The 20297-nt window shown below is 68.9% G+C and carries 26 protein-coding genes; 11 read left to right on the forward strand and 15 right to left on the reverse strand.

Annotated elements, in window-relative coordinates; all coding sequences use genetic code 11:
• Positions 1-57 precede the first annotated feature (57 nt).
• The 4 genes from NXI30_08695 (at position 58) to NXI30_08710 (ending at position 2752) form a co-directional block, all read left to right on the forward strand.
• Positions 58-675, forward strand: a complete 618-nt coding sequence (locus NXI30_08695; GenBank protein MCR9094281.1) for a PEP-CTERM sorting domain-containing protein — start codon at positions 58-60, stop codon at positions 673-675.
• A gap of 139 nt (positions 676-814) precedes the next feature.
• Entirely contained in the window at positions 815-1303 is a 489-nt protein-coding gene (locus tag NXI30_08700; protein MCR9094282.1) for a hypothetical protein, read from the forward strand.
• Between the two features lie 81 nt (positions 1304-1384).
• Positions 1385-1861, forward strand: a complete 477-nt coding sequence (locus NXI30_08705; GenBank protein ID MCR9094283.1) for a hypothetical protein — start codon at positions 1385-1387, stop codon at positions 1859-1861.
• A 93-nt stretch (positions 1862-1954) separates the two neighbouring features.
• Complete coding sequence (locus NXI30_08710; GenBank protein ID MCR9094284.1) at positions 1955-2752, forward strand: SDR family oxidoreductase; 798 nt, start codon at positions 1955-1957, stop codon at positions 2750-2752.
• Between the two features lie 272 nt (positions 2753-3024).
• On the opposite strand, the gene NXI30_08715 is transcribed toward NXI30_08710, so the two are convergent.
• Together NXI30_08715 and NXI30_08720 are read right to left on the reverse strand one after the other, a co-directional pair.
• Complete coding sequence (locus NXI30_08715; protein ID MCR9094285.1) at positions 3025-3246, reverse strand: hypothetical protein; 222 nt, start codon at positions 3244-3246, stop codon at positions 3025-3027.
• A gap of 108 nt (positions 3247-3354) precedes the next feature.
• Complete coding sequence (locus NXI30_08720) at positions 3355-4209, reverse strand: sugar phosphate isomerase/epimerase (protein MCR9094286.1); 855 nt, start codon at positions 4207-4209, stop codon at positions 3355-3357.
• A 97-nt stretch (positions 4210-4306) separates the two neighbouring features.
• Between NXI30_08720 and NXI30_08725 the strand changes: the two genes are divergently transcribed.
• Positions 4307-4585: a MoaD/ThiS family protein gene (locus NXI30_08725; GenBank protein ID MCR9094287.1), complete on the forward strand. Its 279-nt coding sequence runs from the start codon at positions 4307-4309 to the stop codon at positions 4583-4585.
• Positions 4586-4621: 36 nt separating this feature from the next.
• Here the strand turns inward: NXI30_08725 and NXI30_08730 are convergent, their stop codons facing one another.
• The 3 genes from NXI30_08730 to NXI30_08740 form a co-directional block, all read right to left on the reverse strand.
• Positions 4622-5359, reverse strand: a complete 738-nt coding sequence (locus NXI30_08730) for a hypothetical protein (GenBank protein MCR9094288.1) — start codon at positions 5357-5359, stop codon at positions 4622-4624.
• A 180-nt stretch (positions 5360-5539) separates the two neighbouring features.
• Entirely contained in the window at positions 5540-7354 is a 1815-nt protein-coding gene (locus NXI30_08735; GenBank protein ID MCR9094289.1) for an aldehyde ferredoxin oxidoreductase family protein, read from the reverse strand.
• Positions 7355-7531: 177 nt separating this feature from the next.
• Positions 7532-8257: a porin family protein gene (locus tag NXI30_08740; GenBank protein ID MCR9094290.1), complete on the reverse strand. Its 726-nt coding sequence runs from the start codon at positions 8255-8257 to the stop codon at positions 7532-7534.
• 331 nt (positions 8258-8588) lie between these two features.
• On the opposite strand from NXI30_08740, the gene NXI30_08745 reads away from it, so the two are divergent.
• Entirely contained in the window at positions 8589-8948 is a 360-nt protein-coding gene (locus NXI30_08745) for a nuclear transport factor 2 family protein (protein ID MCR9094291.1), read from the forward strand.
• A gap of 81 nt (positions 8949-9029) precedes the next feature.
• The gene (locus NXI30_08750; GenBank protein ID MCR9094292.1) at positions 9030-9470 is read left to right on the forward strand and encodes a hypothetical protein; all 441 of its coding nucleotides are present in this window, start codon (positions 9030-9032) and stop codon (positions 9468-9470) included.
• Between the two features lie 12 nt (positions 9471-9482).
• Here the strand turns inward: NXI30_08750 and NXI30_08755 are convergent, their stop codons facing one another.
• On the reverse strand, positions 9483-10523 hold the full coding sequence (locus NXI30_08755) for a phosphotransferase family protein (GenBank protein ID MCR9094293.1): 1041 nt from the start codon (positions 10521-10523) through the stop codon (positions 9483-9485).
• A gap of 19 nt (positions 10524-10542) precedes the next feature.
• Entirely contained in the window at positions 10543-11460 is a 918-nt protein-coding gene (locus NXI30_08760) for an alpha/beta hydrolase (protein ID MCR9094294.1), read from the reverse strand.
• 102 nt (positions 11461-11562) lie between these two features.
• Here NXI30_08760 and NXI30_08765 point away from each other — a divergent pair, with 102 nt between their 5' ends.
• Entirely contained in the window at positions 11563-11985 is a 423-nt protein-coding gene (locus tag NXI30_08765) for an MAPEG family protein (protein ID MCR9094295.1), read from the forward strand.
• On the opposite strand, the gene NXI30_08770 is transcribed toward NXI30_08765, so the two are convergent.
• The 8 genes from NXI30_08770 to NXI30_08805 all read right to left on the reverse strand — a co-directional run bounded on the left by NXI30_08770 (position 11982) and on the right by NXI30_08805 (position 17208).
• A complete protein-coding gene (locus tag NXI30_08770) occupies positions 11982-12947 on the reverse strand; it encodes a Rieske 2Fe-2S domain-containing protein (GenBank protein ID MCR9094296.1) in 966 nt (321 codons plus the stop codon). The two genes, NXI30_08765 and NXI30_08770, sit on opposite strands and share 4 nt — an antisense overlap.
• Before the next feature lie 33 nt (positions 12948-12980).
• The gene (locus tag NXI30_08775) at positions 12981-13766 is read right to left on the reverse strand and encodes an SDR family oxidoreductase (GenBank protein ID MCR9094297.1); all 786 of its coding nucleotides are present in this window, start codon (positions 13764-13766) and stop codon (positions 12981-12983) included.
• A 110-nt stretch (positions 13767-13876) separates the two neighbouring features.
• Positions 13877-14863, reverse strand: a complete 987-nt coding sequence (locus NXI30_08780; protein ID MCR9094298.1) for a Rieske 2Fe-2S domain-containing protein — start codon at positions 14861-14863, stop codon at positions 13877-13879.
• A 24-nt stretch (positions 14864-14887) separates the two neighbouring features.
• Positions 14888-15298, reverse strand: a complete 411-nt coding sequence (locus NXI30_08785; GenBank protein MCR9094299.1) for a nuclear transport factor 2 family protein — start codon at positions 15296-15298, stop codon at positions 14888-14890.
• A gap of 14 nt (positions 15299-15312) precedes the next feature.
• Entirely contained in the window at positions 15313-15546 is a 234-nt protein-coding gene (locus tag NXI30_08790) for a hypothetical protein (protein MCR9094300.1), read from the reverse strand.
• A 62-nt stretch (positions 15547-15608) separates the two neighbouring features.
• A complete protein-coding gene (locus NXI30_08795; GenBank protein ID MCR9094301.1) occupies positions 15609-15836 on the reverse strand; it encodes a hypothetical protein in 228 nt (75 codons plus the stop codon).
• A 21-nt stretch (positions 15837-15857) separates the two neighbouring features.
• Positions 15858-16157, reverse strand: coding sequence for a hypothetical protein (locus NXI30_08800; protein MCR9094302.1), 300 nt, complete (start codon positions 16155-16157; stop codon positions 15858-15860).
• 49 nt (positions 16158-16206) lie between these two features.
• Positions 16207-17208, reverse strand: coding sequence for a hypothetical protein (locus NXI30_08805; protein MCR9094303.1), 1002 nt, complete (start codon positions 17206-17208; stop codon positions 16207-16209).
• Between the two features lie 180 nt (positions 17209-17388).
• Here NXI30_08805 and NXI30_08810 point away from each other — a divergent pair, with 180 nt between their 5' ends.
• From NXI30_08810 to NXI30_08820, 3 genes are all read left to right on the forward strand, one after another.
• A complete protein-coding gene (locus NXI30_08810) occupies positions 17389-17862 on the forward strand; it encodes a hypothetical protein (GenBank protein ID MCR9094304.1) in 474 nt (157 codons plus the stop codon).
• Between the two features lie 16 nt (positions 17863-17878).
• Positions 17879-18817 carry a sulfotransferase domain-containing protein gene (locus NXI30_08815; protein ID MCR9094305.1) on the forward strand — a complete coding sequence of 313 codons (939 nt, stop codon included), beginning with the start codon at positions 17879-17881 and terminating at the stop codon, positions 18815-18817.
• A gap of 64 nt (positions 18818-18881) precedes the next feature.
• Positions 18882-20156: an MFS transporter gene (locus NXI30_08820; protein ID MCR9094306.1), complete on the forward strand. Its 1275-nt coding sequence runs from the start codon at positions 18882-18884 to the stop codon at positions 20154-20156.
• Positions 20157-20297: the final 141 nt, after the last annotated feature.

A 20297-nucleotide genomic window follows, 5' to 3' on the forward strand; every position in this document is an offset into this window, starting at 1 on the left:
GGAACCCCACACGCAGCGGGCCTGCTCTGGGACCGCAGCGGGTAGTTGGGGTTCCCGATGTACACGCGACTTCTCTTCCCGATTCTGGCCACGATCGGCCTCCTGCTGAGCGCAGGAGGGGTTTCGGCCGCCGTGATCGAGGCGACGGCTTCCTCCTTCACGGGAGATCCGCTCTCGGTCTCCGTCACCATCGACGACGAAGCCGACGCCGGGAGCCTCGTGATCACGCTCTCGGTCGACGAGTCGGAATCGACCGCCGATCTGCGCGGTTTCTTCGCGCACGTCGCCGACGAGAGCCTGCTGGCGGGTCTGTCCGTGAGCGGCGCGAGCGTGGGCAGTGCGACGTTCGCAGCCAACGACGTGATCAATCTCCGGCGCGGCAACAACCTGAACGGCGGTGGGTCGCTCTGCCCATGCGATCTCGGCCTCGAGATCGGAAGCCCGGGAATCGGCTCCGATGACATCCAGTCCGTGACCTTCACGCTCTCGCACGCGACCGAGAGCTTGAGCACCTCCTTCCTGAGCGGACAGGCCTTCGGTGTGCGCGCGACGAGCGTCGGCACCGACGGCTCCCGCGAGGGTTCGTCGAAGCTGGTCGGGGTCGTCCCCGAGCCGTCGACGTCGCTGCTGCTGCTCATGGGGCTGGCCGGTCTGGCCGGATCACGCCGACGCTGATCCACCGAGGGAGACACCCTCGATTTCGCCTTCGTCCCCGACCTCCCTTACGATCTGCTCGATCTGCGAGGGAGGGAACGCAATGATCGCGTCGAATCGGATCCGACGATGGGTGGGTGCACTCGCGGGATGCTTGCTGGTGTCTTCGGTCGCCTGTACGGGTCCGATCTCCGTTGCCACCCGGAACCACGACGAGATCCGGCTGGGAGACTTCGACGCCTTCCGACTCGAGGTGGCGAGCGCCGAGGGCGCCGATCCGGAGCGTGACGGGATCCCGCTCCAGCTGCTCGAGCGGGAGGCGGGCGCGCTCATCACGGAGCGCGGCTACCGACTCGCGCCCGGCGCGGGCCACGCCGTCTCGATCCGCCTCACGGCGGGTCCCGAGCGGGTCGTCCGCCGGACGTGGTCCGCAGATCCCGGATACAACGCCTATGTCGAGCGAGAACGCGAGGAAGCCGTCCTCGTCCTCTCGGCGGTCGACGACGGGCGCGGGCTCGAAGCGTGGCGCGGCGAATCGCGCGTACGGCTCCCCGAGGCGGGGATGCTCGTCGGCCCGAGCCGCGAGACCGTGTGGATGGATGCCCTCGCCGAGCTGATCGGCCGACTGCCGGCGCGCTCCGAGAACTGACTCTCGGGGCGACGTCCGAGAATTCACCGAAATGCCATCCGTCCCGCCGCCTCGAGGACCTAGCCTCCGGGCCAAGAGCTCATGTCGACGTCCCGCCCCCTCTCCGACCCCACACCGACGCCCCGCTCGCTGATCGCCGCCTTCGTCCTCGCGCTGGCGGCGGTCGCCTGCTCCGATGCGCCCGACGACACCGTCTCCGACGAGCGCCTGGCCGCGTATCGCGCGCAGATCCCGGATCTCGTGGCCGAGGACTGCCGTCGCCATGAGACGAACGTCTCCGTCCACGGACCCGCGTGCGAAGCCGCTTCCTCGCTCTTCCACGAGGCCGTCGGCGATCTCCTGGCGACCGTGCCGCCGACCTGGGAGAAGCAGGTCCTGGCGATCGGGGGCATCTGCCGAGCCAAGGCCTATCGCTACGCGCAGTCAGAGCTGGATCGAAGGGAGGAGACCGACCTCCTCGTCGAGGGACTCGCGGCGGCGCCGGTCTGTCTCGAAGAGCAGTTCGAGCTCTTGAAGGACGTGGCGCGCCGCGAGGGCGTGCCGGTTCCTGGCGACTGATCGCGCGTCGGACGCGATGGCCCGTCCTCCTTCCGCTGCCTAGACTCCGCCCGCGTTCCGACGCCGAATCGTCGGGCGGAGAGGAGGCGAGCGATGAGTGATCAGCGACTGCAGGGCCAGGTGATGATGGTGACGGGGGCCTCCTCCGGGATCGGTCTCGCCTGCGCCGAGCGTTTCGTGCGCGAGGGCGCGGTCGTCCACGGTTTCGACGTCGCCGAAAAGCCCGCGGCCTGGGCGGCGATCGAGAAGGACGCGCCCGGCTCGACGTTCACCGTCGGCGACGTGCGCGACGAGGCGGCCCAGAAGGCGTGGGCCGCGGACGTGAAGGCCGCGCACGGTCGGATCGACTCGATCGTGACCGCGGCCGGCGTCGCGAGCGGCGGCCCGGTCCACTTGATTCCCACCGAGGAGTGGCAGCGGGTGCAGGACATCAACCTGACCGGGACCTTCCTGTCGGTGAAGGCGGTGATCGACACGATGCTCGAGCAGCGCTCGGGTACGATCATCACGGTCGCCAGCGTCGAAGGTCTCGAGGGCGCCGAAGGGGGCAGCACCTACAACGCGTCGAAGGGCGGCGTCGTGCTGCTGACGAAGAACCTCGCGATGGACTACAGCCGGATGGGCATCCGGTCGAACTGCATCTGCCCCGGGTTCATCGACACGCCGCTCTTCCAGTCCGTGATCGGTCAGCCGAGCCAGGCCGAGTTCGCCGAGAAGATCAAGGAGCAGCACAAGATCGGCCGCTTCGGGCGACCCGAAGAGATCGCCGGCGCGGCCTTCTTCCTCGCCTCGGACGACTCGAGCTTCGTCTCGGGCCACGCGCTCCCGGTCGACGGCGGCTACGTCGCGGGTCATCGACACGGACACACGAAGCTGATGGGGCTCGACTGAGACCTGGCGGCGCTGCGCGCCTCTCGACGCAGCCTTTGTGGGCTGCGTCTTGCGCTCAGGGCTGTGGGGGAGCGCGTTTGTATCGCCTGGGCCTCTCGACGCAACCTTTGTGGGCTGCGTCTTGCGCTCAGGGCTGTGGGGAGCGCGCTCGGATCGGCTTTGCGTCTCTCGACGCGGCCTGATCGCCCGCGGCTTGCGCTCAGGGCTGTGGGGGATGCGCTCGGATCGCCATTGCGTCTGGTGCGCTTCGCCCAGCGCGGGTCTCCGGGGGGTCAGTGGACGGTCGTGGGGACCGTGGTGGGGTGGGGCTCGATCTTCGTGGTGGCGCGGGCAATCGATTGGGCCATGGCAGCGAAGGCCTCGGGCGTGAGGCGGAGGGTCGTGTTGGCGAGCGTCAGGTGGACGCTGCCGCAGGTGCAGTGGGTGATCTGGTGACCGTCTCCGCGGGCGAGGAGGCGGTGGCGACAGGCGTCGGAAGCGGGGCGGCGGGGCATCTCGGGACTCCGTGTTGGGGTGACGCGGCCTAGATTACGAAATTGAAAATCATTTTCAATATCGTGGTAACAGTCTGCCCTGACGAATGAATTCGCTCCAGAACAGGTTCAGCCCGTCCGCTTCGCCCACTCCCGGCGGATGAAGTCGTGGCCCTCCCGGGCGAGCTTCTCCTCGTCCTCGAACATCGGGCGCCAGATCTTCGTCGCGGCGGCGAGGGACGGCAGGGCGCTGCCGAAGGCCTCGATCGTGAGCCAGCCGTCGTAGCCGCCGGCCACGAGGGCATCGAAGGTCGCGTCCCACGCGACCTGTCCGGCGCCCGGGGTGCTGCGGTCGTTCTCCGAGATGTGCACGTGATGGATGGCCGCGGCGTTCGCGCGCACGGCGCCCGGGGAATCCTTCTCCTCGATGTGGGCGTGGAACGTGTCGTAGTGGATGCCGACGTTCGGACGGTCGAGGTCCCGGACGTAGCGCGCCGTGTCCGCCGCGGTGTTCAGGAGATAGATCTCGAAGCGGTTCAGGAACTCGAAGGCGAGGGCGATGTCGTGCTTCGCCGCGTGGTCGGCGACCTCGCCGAGCACCTCGACGCTGCCGTTCCATTCCTCTTCGGTCGGGCCCGCGCCGCTGAACTGCCCGATCGCGGCGTAGAGCGGCCCGGCCAGCGTCGACACGCCGGCGGCTTCGCAGCAGTCCACGACGAGACGCAGACGCTCGGTCGCGGCGGACCGCACCGCCGGATCGGGAGAGATCGGGTCGTGCTCGGGGTTGCAGACCGTGACTGCCGTGCGTTCGAGGCCGAGGTCGTCGAGGTGGCGGCCGAGGGCGGCGAACCGCTCGGGATCCGGATCGAAGATCGGCAGCTCGACCCCGTCGAAGCCCATCTCCTTCAGACGGCCGTAGAGCGGCAACCATGACTCGTCGACCGGGTCGTCGGTCCAGAGGAAGAGGTTCATTCCGACCTTCATGGGTGACTCCTGGGGAAGCGGGGCCCGGTGCGGCGAGGGACCGCGCCTACTCTACACTCTCCCCGGTCGTCTCCGGCCGCTGGAGAGGAGGACGTCCATGCGCATTGGCTTCTACGCGACCCTTCGAAAGATCGTGGGCGAGAAGTACGTCGAGCTCGACGTGCCAGTGCCGTGCACGCTCCAGCAGATCGTCGACGCCGTCGTCGCGGCCCATCCGGATCTGGGCGAGGAGATCCTCGACCCATCCGGGGGGCTCGACCGGTACATCCATCTCTTCGTCGACGGGCGCAGCTCCAAGTTCCTCGAAGCCGGCCTCGCGACCGAGGTCGACGGGAGCCAGTCGATCGAGTTCTTCCCGGCGGTGGCGGGCGGCTAGCCCGGATCCCAGCGGACCCTCGCGAGCGGTCGCGCCTCAGTGCAGGGTCGCGAAGCTGGCGCCCAGGCTCGGGAGCTTGGGACCCAGGTCGCGCAAGGCCTCGTTCAGCGCGTTCTCGGTCAGCGTGGCGAAGTAGAGCGCGTCGTTGCCCCAGTTGTAGAAGAGCCCCTGCGTGAGCTTGTGGCGGCCGTCCGTCTGGTAGGTCCAGACGACCTGGCCCGACGGATCGACGAGCTCGAACTCGAACTCGGTCTCGTTGATCGACGATCCGGCCGGGAATCCGATGTACCAGAGCAGGGGGCCGAAGACGCTCAGACCGTACGAGTAGACCGTTCCCTGATAGAAGGTCCGGTGGGCCGTGCCGCGGAGCATGTAGTCCGCTTCGCGCGTCTCGCCTCCGAGCGTGAAGTAGACACGCTTGAAGAGACCCGAGTTCTCGAAGGATCGCGCTGCCGCCTTCCCGAGATCCTCGTCGACCTGGAACTCCCACTCGGAGATCGTCATGAACGCCTTCGCCGCTTCCGGGCGCTCGTAGTTCACGCTGGCGTAGGGCATGAGCGGGATCAGGTAGAGAAACATCGTCGCCGACTGGTTCTTCACCGGCCGGGACTCCCGGAACGGGAGGACGCCGATCGTCAACTCCGTGGGCTGGGTATCCGCGCGGTAGAGCTGGTCGGGGTTGACCGGGTAGGTCCACTTCGCCTGGGTATTGCAGCCGACGAGCGAGAAGATCGTCGCGAGGACGGTGAGCAGGACGATTGCCGAGCGGGACATGACCTCTCCTTCGCGCCGAATGCGCGGCCAGTACGGGACGGTCGAAGCGTAGGCGAATGTCCTGTGCCGTCGAGTGCGCACGCGGCCGGACGAGGCCGTGCGTCGGAATTCCGCCGTACGGTCTTTCCGAACGGAATCAGCCCGACCCGCCTCCGCTGCCGGGGACGCGAGCGACCTGGATCAGGGGACCTGCAGCTCGGCGAGCTTCTCGTCCGGGACGACGCCGTCCTTCCAGCCGCGAATCGCGTAGTACTCGCCGAGCATCTGATCGAGCTCGGAGACGTGGCCCTTCGAGCCCGAGAGGGTCGAGGCCTCCTCGGTGAAGCGCTTCGGCAGGGTGTCGCTGCCTTCGCGAAAGCCCGCCAGGTTGTTGTAGTAGCGCTCCAGGTTGTAGATGCGTTCGCCGGCTTTCATCACGTCGTCGGCGGTGCATTCGATTCCCATGGCGCCGGCCCACTGCTGGGCGTACTCGTCGGCGCCCTGGGCGAAGGCGCTGAACTTGCAGAGGTCGAGGCTGTCGGAGAACGCGGCGAGGTCCTGGAAGATCATCACGAGCTCGCCCTTGCCCTTCCAGGCGAGCGGGTCGGCTTCGACGTCGACCACGCCGAGCTCGGCGGCGGCCACGTAGGCACGCAGATGGCACGCGCCGCGGTTGCTGGTCGCGTAGCCGAGCCCCATCCCCTTCAAGCCGCGCGGGTCGTAGGCGGGCACGGCCTGGCCCTTCACGGCCATCGCCGCCTCCGGTTTTCCGAGATTCGCGGCCGCCCGGACTGCACCGTCCGCGAGCTTGTCGCCCACGCCCTCGCGAAGCGCGAGCTGCTCGGTCAACGCGACCATGCGGCCATCATCGCCCCAGGCGAGCGATTCCCCGTTCGTCAGCCCGTCCTCGGAGCACTCCATGAAGACAGAGTAGACGTTGCCGAGCTCGATCGGGTCGAGGCCGTAGTCGTTGCACTGGTCGATCAGCTTCGCGACCGAGCGGATGTCGTCGACGTCGCAGTTGGCGCCGAGGGCCCAGGCGGGCTCGTACTCGACGCTCTCCATCTTGAGGCCCTTCCACGGGCCGTCCTCGATGGTCACCTCCTTCTTGCACGCGACCGGACAGGCGTGGCAGGTCGGGTTTCCGGAGAGGAGGTTCTGCTCGACGTACTCCCCGGAGAGGGTCTCGGCCCGCTCGCCGAAGGAGGTCAGCTGGGAGTTCCGGACGCCCAGGGCCCCGATCGAGTTCGTCACGTTCATCAGCACGTTCGTGCCGTAGACCGAGAGGCCGCCCTTCTTGGGACTCGTGATGTTCTTCTCGTCGCGGATCGTGTCGAGGGCGGCCTTCCGCGCGCCCTGCCAGGCGGCCTTGTCCGGAACGTCGCTCTTCTCGTTGCCCGCGCGGACGACGATCGCCTTCAAGTTCTTGCTCCCGCCGACGGCGCCGGTTCCGCCGCGGCCGAAGGCGCGGTCGTCTTCGTTCACCCAGACCGCGAAGCGCGAGAGGTTCTCGCCGGCCTGGCCGATCGCGTTGACCGAGAGGTTCTTCTCCCCGTAGCGCTCCTTGTAGAACGCCACGGTCTCGTGGATCCCCTTGCCCCACGTGTCGCTCGCGTCGCGGATCTCGATCTCGCCGTCCTCGACGAAGACGTAGACCGGGGTGTCGGCCTTGCCCTCGAAGACGATCCCGTCGAAGCCGGCCCAGCGGACGCGGGCGGCGGTCCACCCGCCCTGGTGGCTGTCGGTCACGGTGTTCGTGAGCGGCGACTTGGTGACGGCGGCCCAGCGGCCCGACATGCTCGTCTCGCTGCCGGAGAGCGGTCCGTTCATGAAGCAGAGGATGTTCTCGGGCGAGAGTGGGTCGACGTCGACGCCGTTCTCGAGCACGTAGCGGACGCCGAGGCCGCGACCGCCGATGTACTTGTCGACCCATTCCTGCGGCGCCGGCTTCTTCGTGACGGTTCGGTTCGTGAGGTCGATGTGGGCGATGTCGCGGCCGAAGGTCCTGGCGTCCATGGGTGGGCTCCCTTGCGCGCGCCCGCCGGAAGAGGCGTAGCGCCTCACCATTCTAGACCGATCGACGGCGGCGTTGGAAGCGCTTTCCCGACCGGGTGGGCGTGGCCTCGATCCGGAACGCAGAAGGCGACCCGCCCGCCCCCCGGCAAGCGGGCCGCCCGGGCCGACCGCCGCGCGTCAGAACCGGAAGAATACGCCTGCGCCCACGGAGACGTAGTCCAGGTCCTCGACGTCGCCGGTCGGAAGCACGTAGCCCGTGTCGACGGAGAGGCCGATGTTCTCGGTCACGTAGAACTCGACACCGCCGCCGAAGCGAGCCGCGAAATCGGTGTCGGTCTTCTGGAACGTCGAGACCGGGTCGTCGGATCTCGCGCTCAGGAATCCGAGTCCGGCCGAGAGGTAGGGCTGGACGCGCCCGGTCGCGAGATAGCCCTTCACGTCGCCGGTGAGCGCCTGCGTGCGCGTCTCCGAGATCTCCGTTCCGTCCACCGACGTCTCGAAGTCCTCCATCCACTCGTAGTGCGCCTCGAGGGCGAGGTGCGGCGTGATGCGCGCACCGAGCCGGCCTGCGAGGCCGAACGAAGGATCGACCTCCACGTTGTTCACGCCCGGGATCTCCGTCAGCTGCCCCTCGAGCCGCGTCGTGAAGCCACCGACCAGGCCGCCGCCGACGTAGAGACCCGAGCGGGCGTAGTCGCCGTTCTCCGCCATGATGCGATCGAATCGGCTGTTGGCCTGCGCGGACCCCGCGCCGCCGAGCAGCGCCAGCGCGGCCAGCGCCACGATCGGTGCGAACCGCACGCGGGACCGCGTCCGTCGCTCGCTCGGGAAGGGTCGCCCCTCCCGGAAGAAGCGGGTCACGGGATTCGGATTCCGGTGGCGGGATTGCGATCGACGGTCCATGTCTCGGTCCTCCATGGCACGCGGTCTCGTCAGCGCGCTCGAGGCGACCTGCCTCTCTGGCGACGACGGTCGAGTCGAGGGCGGGCGTTCCGTCCCCGTCTCGTGCGTGTCCGTTGAGGCGTGGGAGCGGCGTAGACCGGGCGCAGTTCGGGAATCCGCGTCGCCGCGCTCTCGTCCGGTTCGCGGAAAAAGTGCGGAACCCGGGCGTACGTCGAGGCACGCAGGCCGGCCCGCGGGCGCGGCCCTGCCCTTCGTCTCGCGGCTCGGCGGGCGCGAGACCCGGCTATCCTCGGCGGCGACCGAGGGTCCAGGATCGAGGAGGGGCGAGGGCGTGGCGCTGACCAGGGAACGGGCCGAGGCGGTCTTCGCGGCCTACAGCGAGCGACACGCTCGTTGCGACCTCGCCGGGGTCCTGGCGCTGTTCGCTCCGGATGCGACGGTCGAGGATCCCGTCGGCGCACCGGGCTACGTCGGTCTCGACGCGATCGAGGGGTTCTATTCGGGGACGCAGGCTCGGAACGGTCCGATGACGATCGAGCGGGCGGGCGCGCTGCTCGTCGGGGGCGACGAGCTCGCGGTGCACGTCCGGGCCGAGCTCGAGGCGGCGGGCGCGCCTCCGGCGATGGACGTGATCTACGTGATCGCCGTCGACGAGGCGGGTCGGATCCGTTCGCTTCGGGCGTGGTACTAGCAGCCTGCTCCCGTCGATCGTGTCCTATCCTGCCGCTCGGATCGCGCAGACGGAGCGCGACCGGAAACCGGGAGAACGGGAATGAAGTGGCTCGTCATCGCGGGTGGCACGCTCGTCGTGCTCGCGGTCGCGATGCCCGTCCTCATGTACGTCCAGGGGCGCCTGTCGAACCCCGGTGTCGAGGACGAGGTCCGCAACGATCCTTCGGGTGAGCGCGCGCAGAAGGTCATGCTCCTCACGCTGCCGTCCGGGAGGACGATCCCCGTGAACTTCCTCCGGGAGGACGGGCGCGTCTATGCGGGCGCGGACGGTTGGTGGTGGAAGGAGCTCCGCGACGGACCGCACGAGGTGACGGTCTTCGTGCAGGGCGAGGAGCTGTTCGGCCGTGCTCGCGCCGTCACCGATCAGCCCGAATATCGGAAGGACGTCTTCACCCGGCTTCGGCCGACGGCGCTCCCGGGCTTCGGGACGCTCGTCGAGGTCCTGCTCGATCCGAACGATCCGGGCGGCCCGGTTCGCTAGTCGCGACGGCGTCTACAGGTTCCCCGCACACGCCACCGCGTTCTCGAGCATCCGGTCGACCCGGGCGAGTACGTGATCGACGTCGGTTCCGCCGCCGAGGCCCCCCGCGGCCCCGGCTCGGAGACGCGCGGCGACCCCTTCGACGAGGCAGGCCATCTTCCACCAGCTGAAGGCCCGGTAGTAGTCGACCTGCGAGAGGTCGAAGCCGGAGCGGTCGGCGTACATCGCGATCGCCTCGGCGCGGCGCGGAAAGGCCGGGTGGCGCGTCGGCGAGGGCGAGCCGAAGTCGTGCTCCTCGTCGGGGTCGGTCCAGTAGAGCACGGACCACACGAAGTCGGCGACGGGGTCGCCCAGGGTGCAGAGCTCCCAGTCGAGGACGGCGCGGATCCGGAAGTCGCGCCCGAGCACGGTGTTGTCGAAGCGGTAGTCGCCGTGGACCAGGCCGCAGCCCTGCTGCGCGGGCACGTGCTTCGAGAGCGTCTCGTGGAGCTCGTAGACGACCGGCAGCTCGCGACCCTTCGACGCCTCGAACTGACGAAGCCAGCGCGCGAGCTGTCGCTCGACGTAGGCGTCGCGCCGACCGAGATCGCCGAGTCCGACGGCGTCCGCGTCGAGCTTCGCCATCGCGACCTGTACGTCGATCAGGGACTCGGCGGCCGTCCGGCAGGCGTCCGCGTCCATGTCCTTCGCGTCCTCCGGACCACGGAGGATCCGTCCCTCGGCGAAGCCCATCACGTAGAACTCGGCCCCGATCACCGAGACGTCCTCGCAGTAGGCGACCGCATCCGGAACCGGGATGCCGCATTCCGGGTGGGCGTGGAGCGCCTCGATGATCCGCCACTCGCGACCCATCTCGTGCGCCGTCGCGATCCGCGCCCGCTCCGGCGGGCGGCGAAGCGCCCAGCGATGCCCGTCGGGGCGCTCGACCACGTAGGTCAGGTTCGAGCCGCCGGCGGCGACGAGCTCGAAGGAGAGCTCGGCGTCCGCTCCTTCGACGTTCTCCGCGAGCCAGGACCGGATCGCGGGCAGGTCGAGTCCTCGCACCTCGCTCATCGTTCGCGCGCCTCGTGCATCAGAAGCCCGACGTCGGGGCGTCGGGGTTCAGCGCCGCGCCGAGGGCGGCGTTGTACACGGTGAACGCGACTCCGGCGGTCCGCGGATCGAGGGGATCGGCGCCGTGATAGGCGCCGGGGCAGTTGTAGAGCTCGACTTCGATCCCGGCGGCGAGCAGGTCGAGTCCGTACTGGATGCCTTCGTCCCGGAGCGGGTCGAGGCCGTTCGTCTGGATGAAGGCCGGCGGGAGTCCGCTCAGGTCCTCCGCCCGACCCGGCGCCGCGTAGGCCGGCGTCTTCTCGCGGTCGAAGTCCTCGCCCAGATAGTGGAGCCACATGCCCTCGGCGGCGGCCGCGTTGAACCCCGGGGTCCCCGGCCCCGCCTGACCCATCGAGGGCGTGTTCAAGCGGTCGTCGATCACCGGAATCATCATCGCCTGGTAGCTGATCTCCGGTCCTCCCCGGTCTCGTGCCATCAGGGTGATCGCCGCCGTGAGGGCGCCGCCGGCGCTCCCCCCGGTCACGACCAGGCGGTCGAGATCGGCGCCGAGCGCGTCGGCGTTGTCTGCGGCCCAGAGCAGGGCCGCATAACAGTCTTCGGGCGCGGCGGGGTAGGGGTGCTCCGGCGCGAGCCGGTAGTCGACGGAGACGAGGACGCAGTGGTGGTTCATCGACCAGTTCGCCTCCATTCCGGCGAAGGTCTCGGGATGGAGGAAGCAGAACGCGCCGCCGTGGAAATGGACGAGGAGCGGCAGCGCGCCCTCCGCATCCTTCGGGCGATAGACGAGAACGCGGACGTCCGGGGCGCCCTTCGGGCCGGGGACGAAGCGCTCTTCGATGTCGAGTCGCTCGCGGTGCTCGTCGGTCAGCTCCATCCCGGGGAACAGATCCTCGGGCAGGCTGCGATCGATCGGTAGGAGCTTGTCGGCGCGGGGCATGTTCTTCCTCCAGCGGAGATCCTATCACGCGGAAGGAGTCGTCGAGTCGGTCATCTCGGGCTTGCGATAGGCTTTCTGGGACTCCGATCGAGGTGCCAAGCCATGAACGCGACCGATCTCCTTCGCCCTGCCTTCCTGCTCGCCGCCTGGACCCTGGTGATCACGGCCTGGATGTTCGTGACGCGGATCCCGACGATGGCGAAGCTGAAGATCGATCCGCAGGACGCGCGCGACACTTCGCGCCTGAACGACCTGCTCCCCCACGAAGTGCAGCGGGTCGCGCGGAACTACAACCATCTCTTCGAGCAGCCGACGCTCTACTACGCGGTCGTGCTCATGATCGCGACGATCGGCGCCGTCGACGAACTCCACGTCGCCTGCTCGTGGGCGTTCATGGGGCTGCGCGTCGCTCACTCCTGCGTCCAGGCGACGATCGACGTCGTGCCGATCCGCTTCGGGCTCTTCCTGCTCGCCTGGATCGTGCTGGCGGTGTTGATCCTGCGCGCCCTCGTCGGACTCTTCTAGGCGCTTGCTTCCGCGTAGAACTGCGCGTACCAACGCCGGAAGACCGCGATTGCGGACTCCGTCTCGTTGAGCGCCGGCGTCTCGCGATAGACCTTGTGCTCCCAGATCGGGACGTCGGACTCCCACTGGGCGAAGGCGGCCTCGGAGAGCGCCTTGGCGTAGGCCTCGGTCGCCGCAGGGTCGTCCAGGCGGCCGACGTTCACGACGCCGCGGAGCTCGACGTGCTGATCGTCGACCGGCGTGACGTAGAGCCGCTGCATCGCTTCGAGCCCCGAGTCCTTGACCGTGAGATCCGCGGCGGTCAGCCCGGGCCCGAAGCAGAAGCCGTGTCCCGCGAGGATCGGGTCCTCCAGTCGGAGGTCCGGGACCAGCGCCTCGGGGTCCGATTCCATCGCGACCGTGAAGGTGGGCCCCTCGAGCTCGGGCTCTGCGATCGCGCGCATCAGATGCGTCTCGTGGATGAATCGGAAATGCCCGAAGTCCGCCGTGTTCTCGCAGACCTCCTGGGTGTGCCCTGCGATGGTCCACGTGCGCGACAGGCTCGGCGTCCAGCAGGCATCGTCCCAGTCGGGCATCTCCCAGTCCGGTGCATCGCCGCGCGCGGAGTGCCACACCAGGACGACGCCGTGCTTCTCCCGGACGGGCCACGTCGGCGTCTTCGCATTGGCGGGGATTCGCTTGCCGTACGGCATGCCACTGCAGGCGCCGTCCGCACCGAATCGCCAGCCGTGAAAGGGGCAGACGAGGTCGTCGCCCTCGACCGCGCCGCCGTGGCCCAGGTGGGCGCCCAGGTGCGGGCAGTACGCGTCGAAGACCCGGGCCTCGCCGCTGGTCGCCCGGAAGAGCACGAGCTCCCGGCCGAAGTAGCGGATCGGGCGGACCTCGCCGATCGCGAGCTGATCCGAGCTCGCGACGGCGAACCAGCCCCGCGGATAGGGCGGTAGATCGATCCGTCGGGTCATGGAGATCTCCGACTCATTGGCCGTCGCTACCGCCTAACGACAAGAGTACCCGCCGTCGACCGGCAGCGTATGGCCGGTGATGAAGGACGCCGCCGAACTCGAGAGGAACACGACGGCCGTCGCGATCTCGTCGGGCTGGCCGAGCCGGGCTATCGGGTGGAGGCGCTCGTACTCGTGCTGGATCTGCAGGTCCTCGCGGAGGATCTCGGTCATCGGGGTCTCGATGTAGCCGGGTGCGACGGCGTTCACCCGGACGCCCCGCTCGGCGAAGGCGATCGCGTACTGAGCGGTCATGCCGACGACGGCGTGCTTCGAGGCGATGTAGGCGATTCCGCCGCCCTCGACCATCGACGCCGCGGGTTGGTTCATCGAGATCGGCGAGACGAGGCCCTGGAGGCCGGCGATCGAGGCGGTGTTCACGATTGCGCCACCGCCCCGCTCGGCGAGGAGCGCCGAGCCGTGCTTGAGTCCGTAGTAGACGCCGTTCTGGTTCACCTCGAGGGTCTTCTGGTAGTCGATGTCGCCCACGCCGGCGTTGTTGAAGAGGATGTCGAATCCGCCGAGTGCGTCGATCGTCTGCTGGAGGCTCTTCTCGACCGCGCTCTCGTCGGTCACGTCGAGCTGGAGCGATGCGGCCTCGCCCCCTTCGCCACGGATCGACTCCGCCGTGACCTTCGCGCCGTCGGCGTCGATGTCGGCGCACATCACGCTGGCGCCCGCCTGCGCGTAGCGGATCGCGGTGGCGCGCCCGATGCCGGAGCCGGCGCCGGTCACGAGGGCGACCTTTCCGTCGAGGTCGATCACGGGGGAGAGGGACATGGGGGCTCCTTCCGAGGCGCGCGGCGTGCGCGAATCCTGCGCCTCCGAGTCTGGCACCGCGATCTCGCGCCGGCAATCGCCGGTTCGGCGCGCGTGGCCGGCGCGCTCCCCTAGTCTTCCGCGGGCAGTGCGGTCGGGAACCGGCTAACCCACTGCATGTAGGTGACCATCGCGCGATCGCCGGCGACCAGGCTGCCGACCTTGAAGCGGATCCCCTGGAGCGTGCGGGCATCGTCGACGAGCAGGTCGTCTCCGAACTTCTGCTGCTCGTCGAGGCGGGCGTCGATCTCGCTCTCCGAGAGACCGCCGTCCCTGGGCACCGCCGCGACGTACCAGGTCTGGGCGCGGTCCCCGATCGGCGTGGACGTGAAGATCCCGACCGTCGTGTGATCGGTCACGGTCTGGAACGACACGACGTTCGTGCCCGTCACGCGGATGCGCTGCTCGAAAGCGCCGGTCTCCTTCGAGACGAAGGGGATGTCGAGCTCGATGTGGTGCTCGCCCTCGTAGCGGACGTCCTCGGGCTCGACCGCGAAGTCGAGATCGTGCACGTAGCGCAGGTGCATGAAGTCGAAGGTGTTCCCGATCGAGAGCCAGGGGGCGACTTCGAAGACGTTCGTTCGCTTCACGCGGAAGACGAGGTCCTTCTCCTCGTAGTCGCGAACGGTGGGTGGTGAATAGAGCGGGGTGTCGTCTCCGTGCCAGGCCCAGATCAGACCGAAGGACTCGTGGGTCGGGTAGCTGTGGAGACGTGCCGCCGTCGGGATCGGCCCCTCCGAGGGGATCTTCGCGCAGGATCCGTCGGGCCCGAAGCAGAAGTGGTGATAGGTGCACCGGATCGTGTCGTCGACGACGTCGCCCAGGGCGAGATCCGCACCCATGTGCGGGCAGCGGGCGGTCATGACGACCGGCTCGCCGGAGGCCTTGCGATAGACTACAACCCGGCCGGAGAGGAAGTCGGCGCCGACCGGATCCGACGCGGGAACCTCTTCGGAGGTCGCGACCGCGTACCAGCCCTGGGGCTGGGGGTCGCCCGGGCGGATCGCGGCGTCGAGGCGCTGCCAGTCGGTGTCTTCGGCGGATGCGGCGCTGGCCATCGGTGGCTCCTTCGTTGCGGGCGCTCAGGCCGGGTCGATCATCGACTCCTTCAGGTAGAGCGAGTCGATGTACTCCCGGACCGCCTGGATCTTCCCGTCGCGCACGTCGAAGACCAGGCAGTGGTCGGTCTGGTATTCGTTGCCGTTGAGTCCGGTCGAGCGGTGGGTCATCTCGACGACGACGTGCTCGCCCTGCGTGACGACGAGGTGCGTCTCGAGGTCGTAGGAGCTCATGCCCGTCGTGAAGAGGCCCTTGTCGACGGCGAAGTAGCCCTCGAAGATGTCCTTCCGTCCGAAGAACTTGCCGGGCCAGGGGAGCGAGGGCGGCGTGGTCCAGGTCGCGTCCTCGGCGAAGGCTTCGTAGGCCGCGTCGTGGCGGCCGGCCTTGATGTCCTCGAGGTACTCGAGGACGACGGTCTTCGGGTCCAGGGCCATTCGTGGGTCCTCCTTCAGGCCTCGACCTCGACCGCGGTGATCGAAGGGTCGAGGGTCACGACCATGTCCTTCATCATGGCGCCCAGGGCATCGGGCTCCATGACGCACTCGGCGCACTCCTCGTTCACGCCCGGCACGTAGCGGACGCGGAGCACGCCACCGTCGTCGGACACGAGCGTCACGCTCCCGCCCTCGGGCTTCACGATCTCGTTGAACTGCTCGACGACCTGACGGGCGCCTTCGGACATGGGAACTCCTGATTCGAGCAGGCTGTGCGGCGGCAACTCCGCCGAGCGCCCGCAGGCGGCGGCTAGGACGTCAGTCTCGCCCTTACCTTGGGGGCGACCTCGGCAGCGAGATCGCGGATCTCGTCCTTGCTCCAGATCGCCGTCGGGATCGCCGGATAGTCGATGATCACGAAGGGAAAGTCGGGCACGCCCGACAGCTTGGCCATCGCCTGGGCAGAGCCCTCGACGGCCTTGTGGATGATGGCGGCGGTCGGAATGCCCGCCCACTCGAGCTCGATCGCGTCACGCAAACTGCGTGCAGAGCAGCTCCCTCAACCTCCGAAGCCGGCGATCGCCAGCGAGGTCTCCGAGGTGAGGCGTGCCCAGTCCGCCGGCTCCGGCGCGACCGAGACCGACGACTTGAGGACGCGGACCGCCGCGATCGTGTCGTCGTCACGGGTGAGTTTCTCGTAGACGGCGTCGAGGAAGAGCTTCGATTCGCCGAGTCCGTTGGCGACCAGGCCGAGCACGCGGCCGTCGAGGCTCGCCGGCCGCGAGGGCAGGGCGCGCTCGTCCGTCCGCGCGAGCGGGCCGCTCGTCGGGTCGAGTCCGATCAGGGGTTTGTCGGTCATGTCGTCCTCCTGGCGTCGGTGCGCTCGGGCACCGTCGGGTGGAATCGTTTCACGCGGGCGTGATCACCGGCTCGGTGATCGCGATCGCGAGATGGGGAAGCAGCACCCAGGTCTGGGCCATGCCATCGCCGCCGGCCGCGACGATCAGGATGCCTTCCTTCTTTCCGATACCGACGATCCGGCCGTTCGGCCCGGGATCCTCGGTGAACTTCGGGAAGAGGTAGTCACGGATGTCGGCCTTCGACCAGCCCGCGCGATCGAAGAAGCGCTGGTGTTCCGGGCCGACCACGAGCATCGCCGTCGTGTCCTCGCCCAGGAACTCGTCCCCGGCGATGCCGTTGCGGCGGAGCGTCGCGAGCATCGACTCGCAGAGCTCTTCCGGTGCCCGCGAGGTGAAGTCGACGGCGGAGTCCACGGTCATGACCGAGTGGACGGTGACGGCGCTCTCGTCGGCGCGAAAGCCCCGTTCGACGTGCATCGGTGTCCAGTTGCTCGCCTCTTCGTTCTCGCCGAAGCAGAAGCTGAAGCGATGGGGACTCGAGAAGCTCGCGCGATCGAGCACGCCCGGGATGGCGCGGCAGACGTTGCGGACCACGAGGCGGAGGGCGCGGCCGATCGACGCGTTGGCCCGGAAGCCCGGACCCATGCATCCGGCGCCGCACTCGATCCCGATCTGCGTGCGGATCGGGCCGTTGACCACGACGGTCTGGACCGCCCCTGAGAGGGTGCCCGTCGTGCTGTGACAGTTGGCCTTCTCGTGGAGATGGGCGCGGACGGCGGCCACGACGACGGGGAAGTATTCGGGGCGGCAGCCGGCCATGACGGCGTTGATGGCGGCGTGCTCCGCGGTGACCCGCACCTCGCGGGTGGGGACTTCGCCCAGGAGCACGTCCGGGGCGAGGCCGCCCGCGGCGAGGAAGGCCTCGACCCGCTCGGGCGTCGGCGCCACGATCGGCAGGCCGTCGGTCCAGCCGTTCGCGTGGTAGGTCTCCTGGAGGTCTTCTTCGTCACGAAAGGCGTGGGCCTCTGCGGCGAGGGCGGTCGCGGCCATGGCTGGGGCGCCTCCTGCGGAGCGGGGGATTCCGTGCGTCGGAAACACGGTTCCACAGATCGCCGGAGGCGGCCACCACGCAGATCCGCCCTCCGATCGGCCATCCCGCGCGCATCTCGGAGTGGCTAGGATCCGGGATCCGGTGGCAGCGAGCCGTCGGGCCCGGCAGGAGAACACGTGATGACCCCGACCTATCGGTTCGACGGCGACGAGATCGACTGGATCGACTTCGACGATCCCAGCCAGGACTATCCGTGCAAGTACCAGATGGCGATCCTCGGGGCCGACCCCGCGACGAACCGCATCGACCTGATCGTGAGGTGGCCGCCGAACTCCTACTGCCACTTCCATCGCCACGTCGCCGACACGGCGATCCTCGTCCTCGAGGGCGAACAGGTCGTGACCGAGATCCTCGACGACGGATCCGAGGGCGAGACGAAGGTGCGTCCGGCCGGGACCTACGTGATGAGCAAGGGCGGCGAGGCGCACATGGAGAAGGGCGGACCGAACGGCGCGACGGTCTTCTTCGCCTTGCACTCGGTCGAGGGCACGGTCTTCGAGACCCTCGACGAGGACATGAACGTGCTCGACGCGTCGACGGTCGCCGAGACCGCGAGCAACCTCGGCTTTGCGAATCCCGGGGCGGCTGCGTGACTCGGCGACCAGCGCGATGACCTCGCCTCCCGCCGATCTCGCGCCGTCGGGACGCGCACTCACACCGGCGGGACTGCACGCGATTCGCCGGAACTTCTCGACCGAGGAGAGCGTGGCTCGGGCGCGGGCCTTCCAGCCCCGGTCGACCGACGTCTTCATCGCGACCTACTCGAAGTCCGGAACGACGCTCCTCCAGCAGATCGTGCACGGCCTGCGCACGAAGGGCGACATGGACTTCCGGGACATCTCGGAGGTCGTACCCTGGATCGAGGTCGCCCACGACCTCGGGCAGGACCTCGAGGCCGAGCAGAAAACTTCTCCCCGCGCGTTCAAGACCCACTTCGACGGCGACTCCCTCGCGATCGGCGGGCGCGTCGTCTACGTCGTACGGGAGCCGATCGCGGCGCTCGTCTCCTTCTACCACTTCAACTCGGGCTGGTTCATGGAGCCGGGGGCGATGAGCCTCGAACGCTTCGCCCTGGAATACATCCTCGGGCGCCGCGGGCGCCACGACTACTGGCACCACGTCGCGTCGTGGTGGCCACGGCTCGCGAGTGAGGACGTGCTGCCTCTCTGCTACGAAGACGTCGTCGCCGATCTACCCGGGACCGTCGCGCGGGTCGCGCGCTTCATCGGCGTCCCGGACGAGCCCGAGCGTCTCGAGATCGCGACCCGCCAGGCGAGCAAGTCGTTCATGCAGCAGTACCCGACGCTCTGGGAGGACGAGCGGCTGCGGGAGTACTGCAATCCGGCGATGGGACTGTCGCTCGAGTTCAAGGGCACGAAGGTCCGGGCGGACGACGCGGGGGAGCGCGCCGGCGAGCAGCTCGATCTCGTGACGGGCGCCGTGCGCGAAGCCTGGGACGCGCGTTGGACCGAGGTCGTCGCGGGCCCGACCGGCTGCGCGGACTACGCCGCACTGCGCGCGCGAATCGGCGAGATGGGTCCCCCCTAGGAAGCCGGCTCGGACGCCCTATGCTCCCGCTGCCCCCGCCCTGGAAGCCCGGAGCTCCGCCCCGTTGTCCCACGCCGCATCCCCCGAGTCCGACCCGTCGCCTTCGGCAGCGAATCGAAACGGTCTCGGAGAAGCCGTCGAGACGTTTCGGCTGCCTCACTACGGCGCGCTCTGGGGCTCGAACCTCATCCAGTTCGTCTGCTTCCACGTCTTGTTCATGGCGATGCAGTGGCTCGTCACGAGCCTGACGGATCTACGAGCGGGGGTGACCTTCCTCTCGATGATCCAGGGCGCCTCGATCGCGATCGCTTCGCCTTTCGCCGGCGTCGTCGTCGATCGCTACGCGAAGCGGAATCTGATCGTGCTCGGTCGCCTCGGTCTCGTGGGTGTCGCGACGACGACCGCGCTGCTCGTCTACGCCGGGGCTCTCGAGTACTGGGGGCTCGTCGCGATCGGTGTCGTCGGAGGGGCGCTGGCGTCCGTACTCGGGCCGGCGACCCAGACCTTCGTCGTCGATGTCGTCGGTCGGAACCGGACCCAGCACGCGGTGACCCTCAACTCGATCGGCTCCTCGTTCGGGACGGTCGGGGGCGCGGCGCTCGCCGGGGTGTTGATCGGGGCCGTCGGGGTCGTCGGGACCTATCTGATCGCGGCGGTCGGCGTCATCGTCTCGGCCTTCGCGGTGCTTCGGATTCCGACGCTCGGGCGTGCGGAGCGCAGCGAGCGGACCTCGCTGGGCCGCGATCTGCGCGAGGGGTTCGCCTACGTCCGCGAGCGGCCCGCGCTGATGTTGGCGCTCCTCGCCTGCGCGATGGCGATCTTCAACGGGGCGATCGGGCCGATGCGGGTGATCTTCGCGAAGTACGTCTTCGAGGCGGGGCCCAGCGGATTCGGCGCGATGTCCGCGGCGCACGGGATCGGCACGATGGGGGCCGCGCTCTTCCTGACGCTCAGACCGCCGACGAAGAATTTCGGGCTGCTGATCACAGGGACGATGTTCCTCTACGCCGTCGGGATCCTGCTCTTCTCGTTCGCCTTCTCGTTCGAGTACATCCTCGCCGTCGAGCTCTTCCTGGGCGTGGTCGGCCAGGCCTGGAACATCTGCGCGATGGTGGGCTTCCAGCTCGTCGTGCCCCCGGAGATGCGCGGTCGCGTCCTCAGCATGGTGCTGACCCTCGCGCAGCTCGGCTTCGTCGGCGCCGGCCTCGTCGGACTGCTCGCCGACGCGGTGGGGGACCAGCTCGCGGTCGGGATCTTCGGGGCCATCCCGACGACCCTGCTCGCCCTCCAGCTGCTCTTCGGCTGGCGGGTCCTCAAGCAGATGCAGGTCGGCCGCTGAGCTTCCCGGCGAGCGCCCGCAGCCGGAGGAGCCGCAGCCCCGGCGAGCGCCCGCAGCCGGCGGAGCGGCAGCCCCGGCGAGCGCCCGCAGCCGGCGGAGCGGCAGCCCCGGCGAGCGCCCGCAGCCGGCGGAGCGGCAGAC

The organism is bacterium (assembly GCA_024742285.1).
Taxonomy (GTDB): Bacteria; Myxococcota_A; UBA9160; order UBA9160; family UBA4427; genus UBA4427.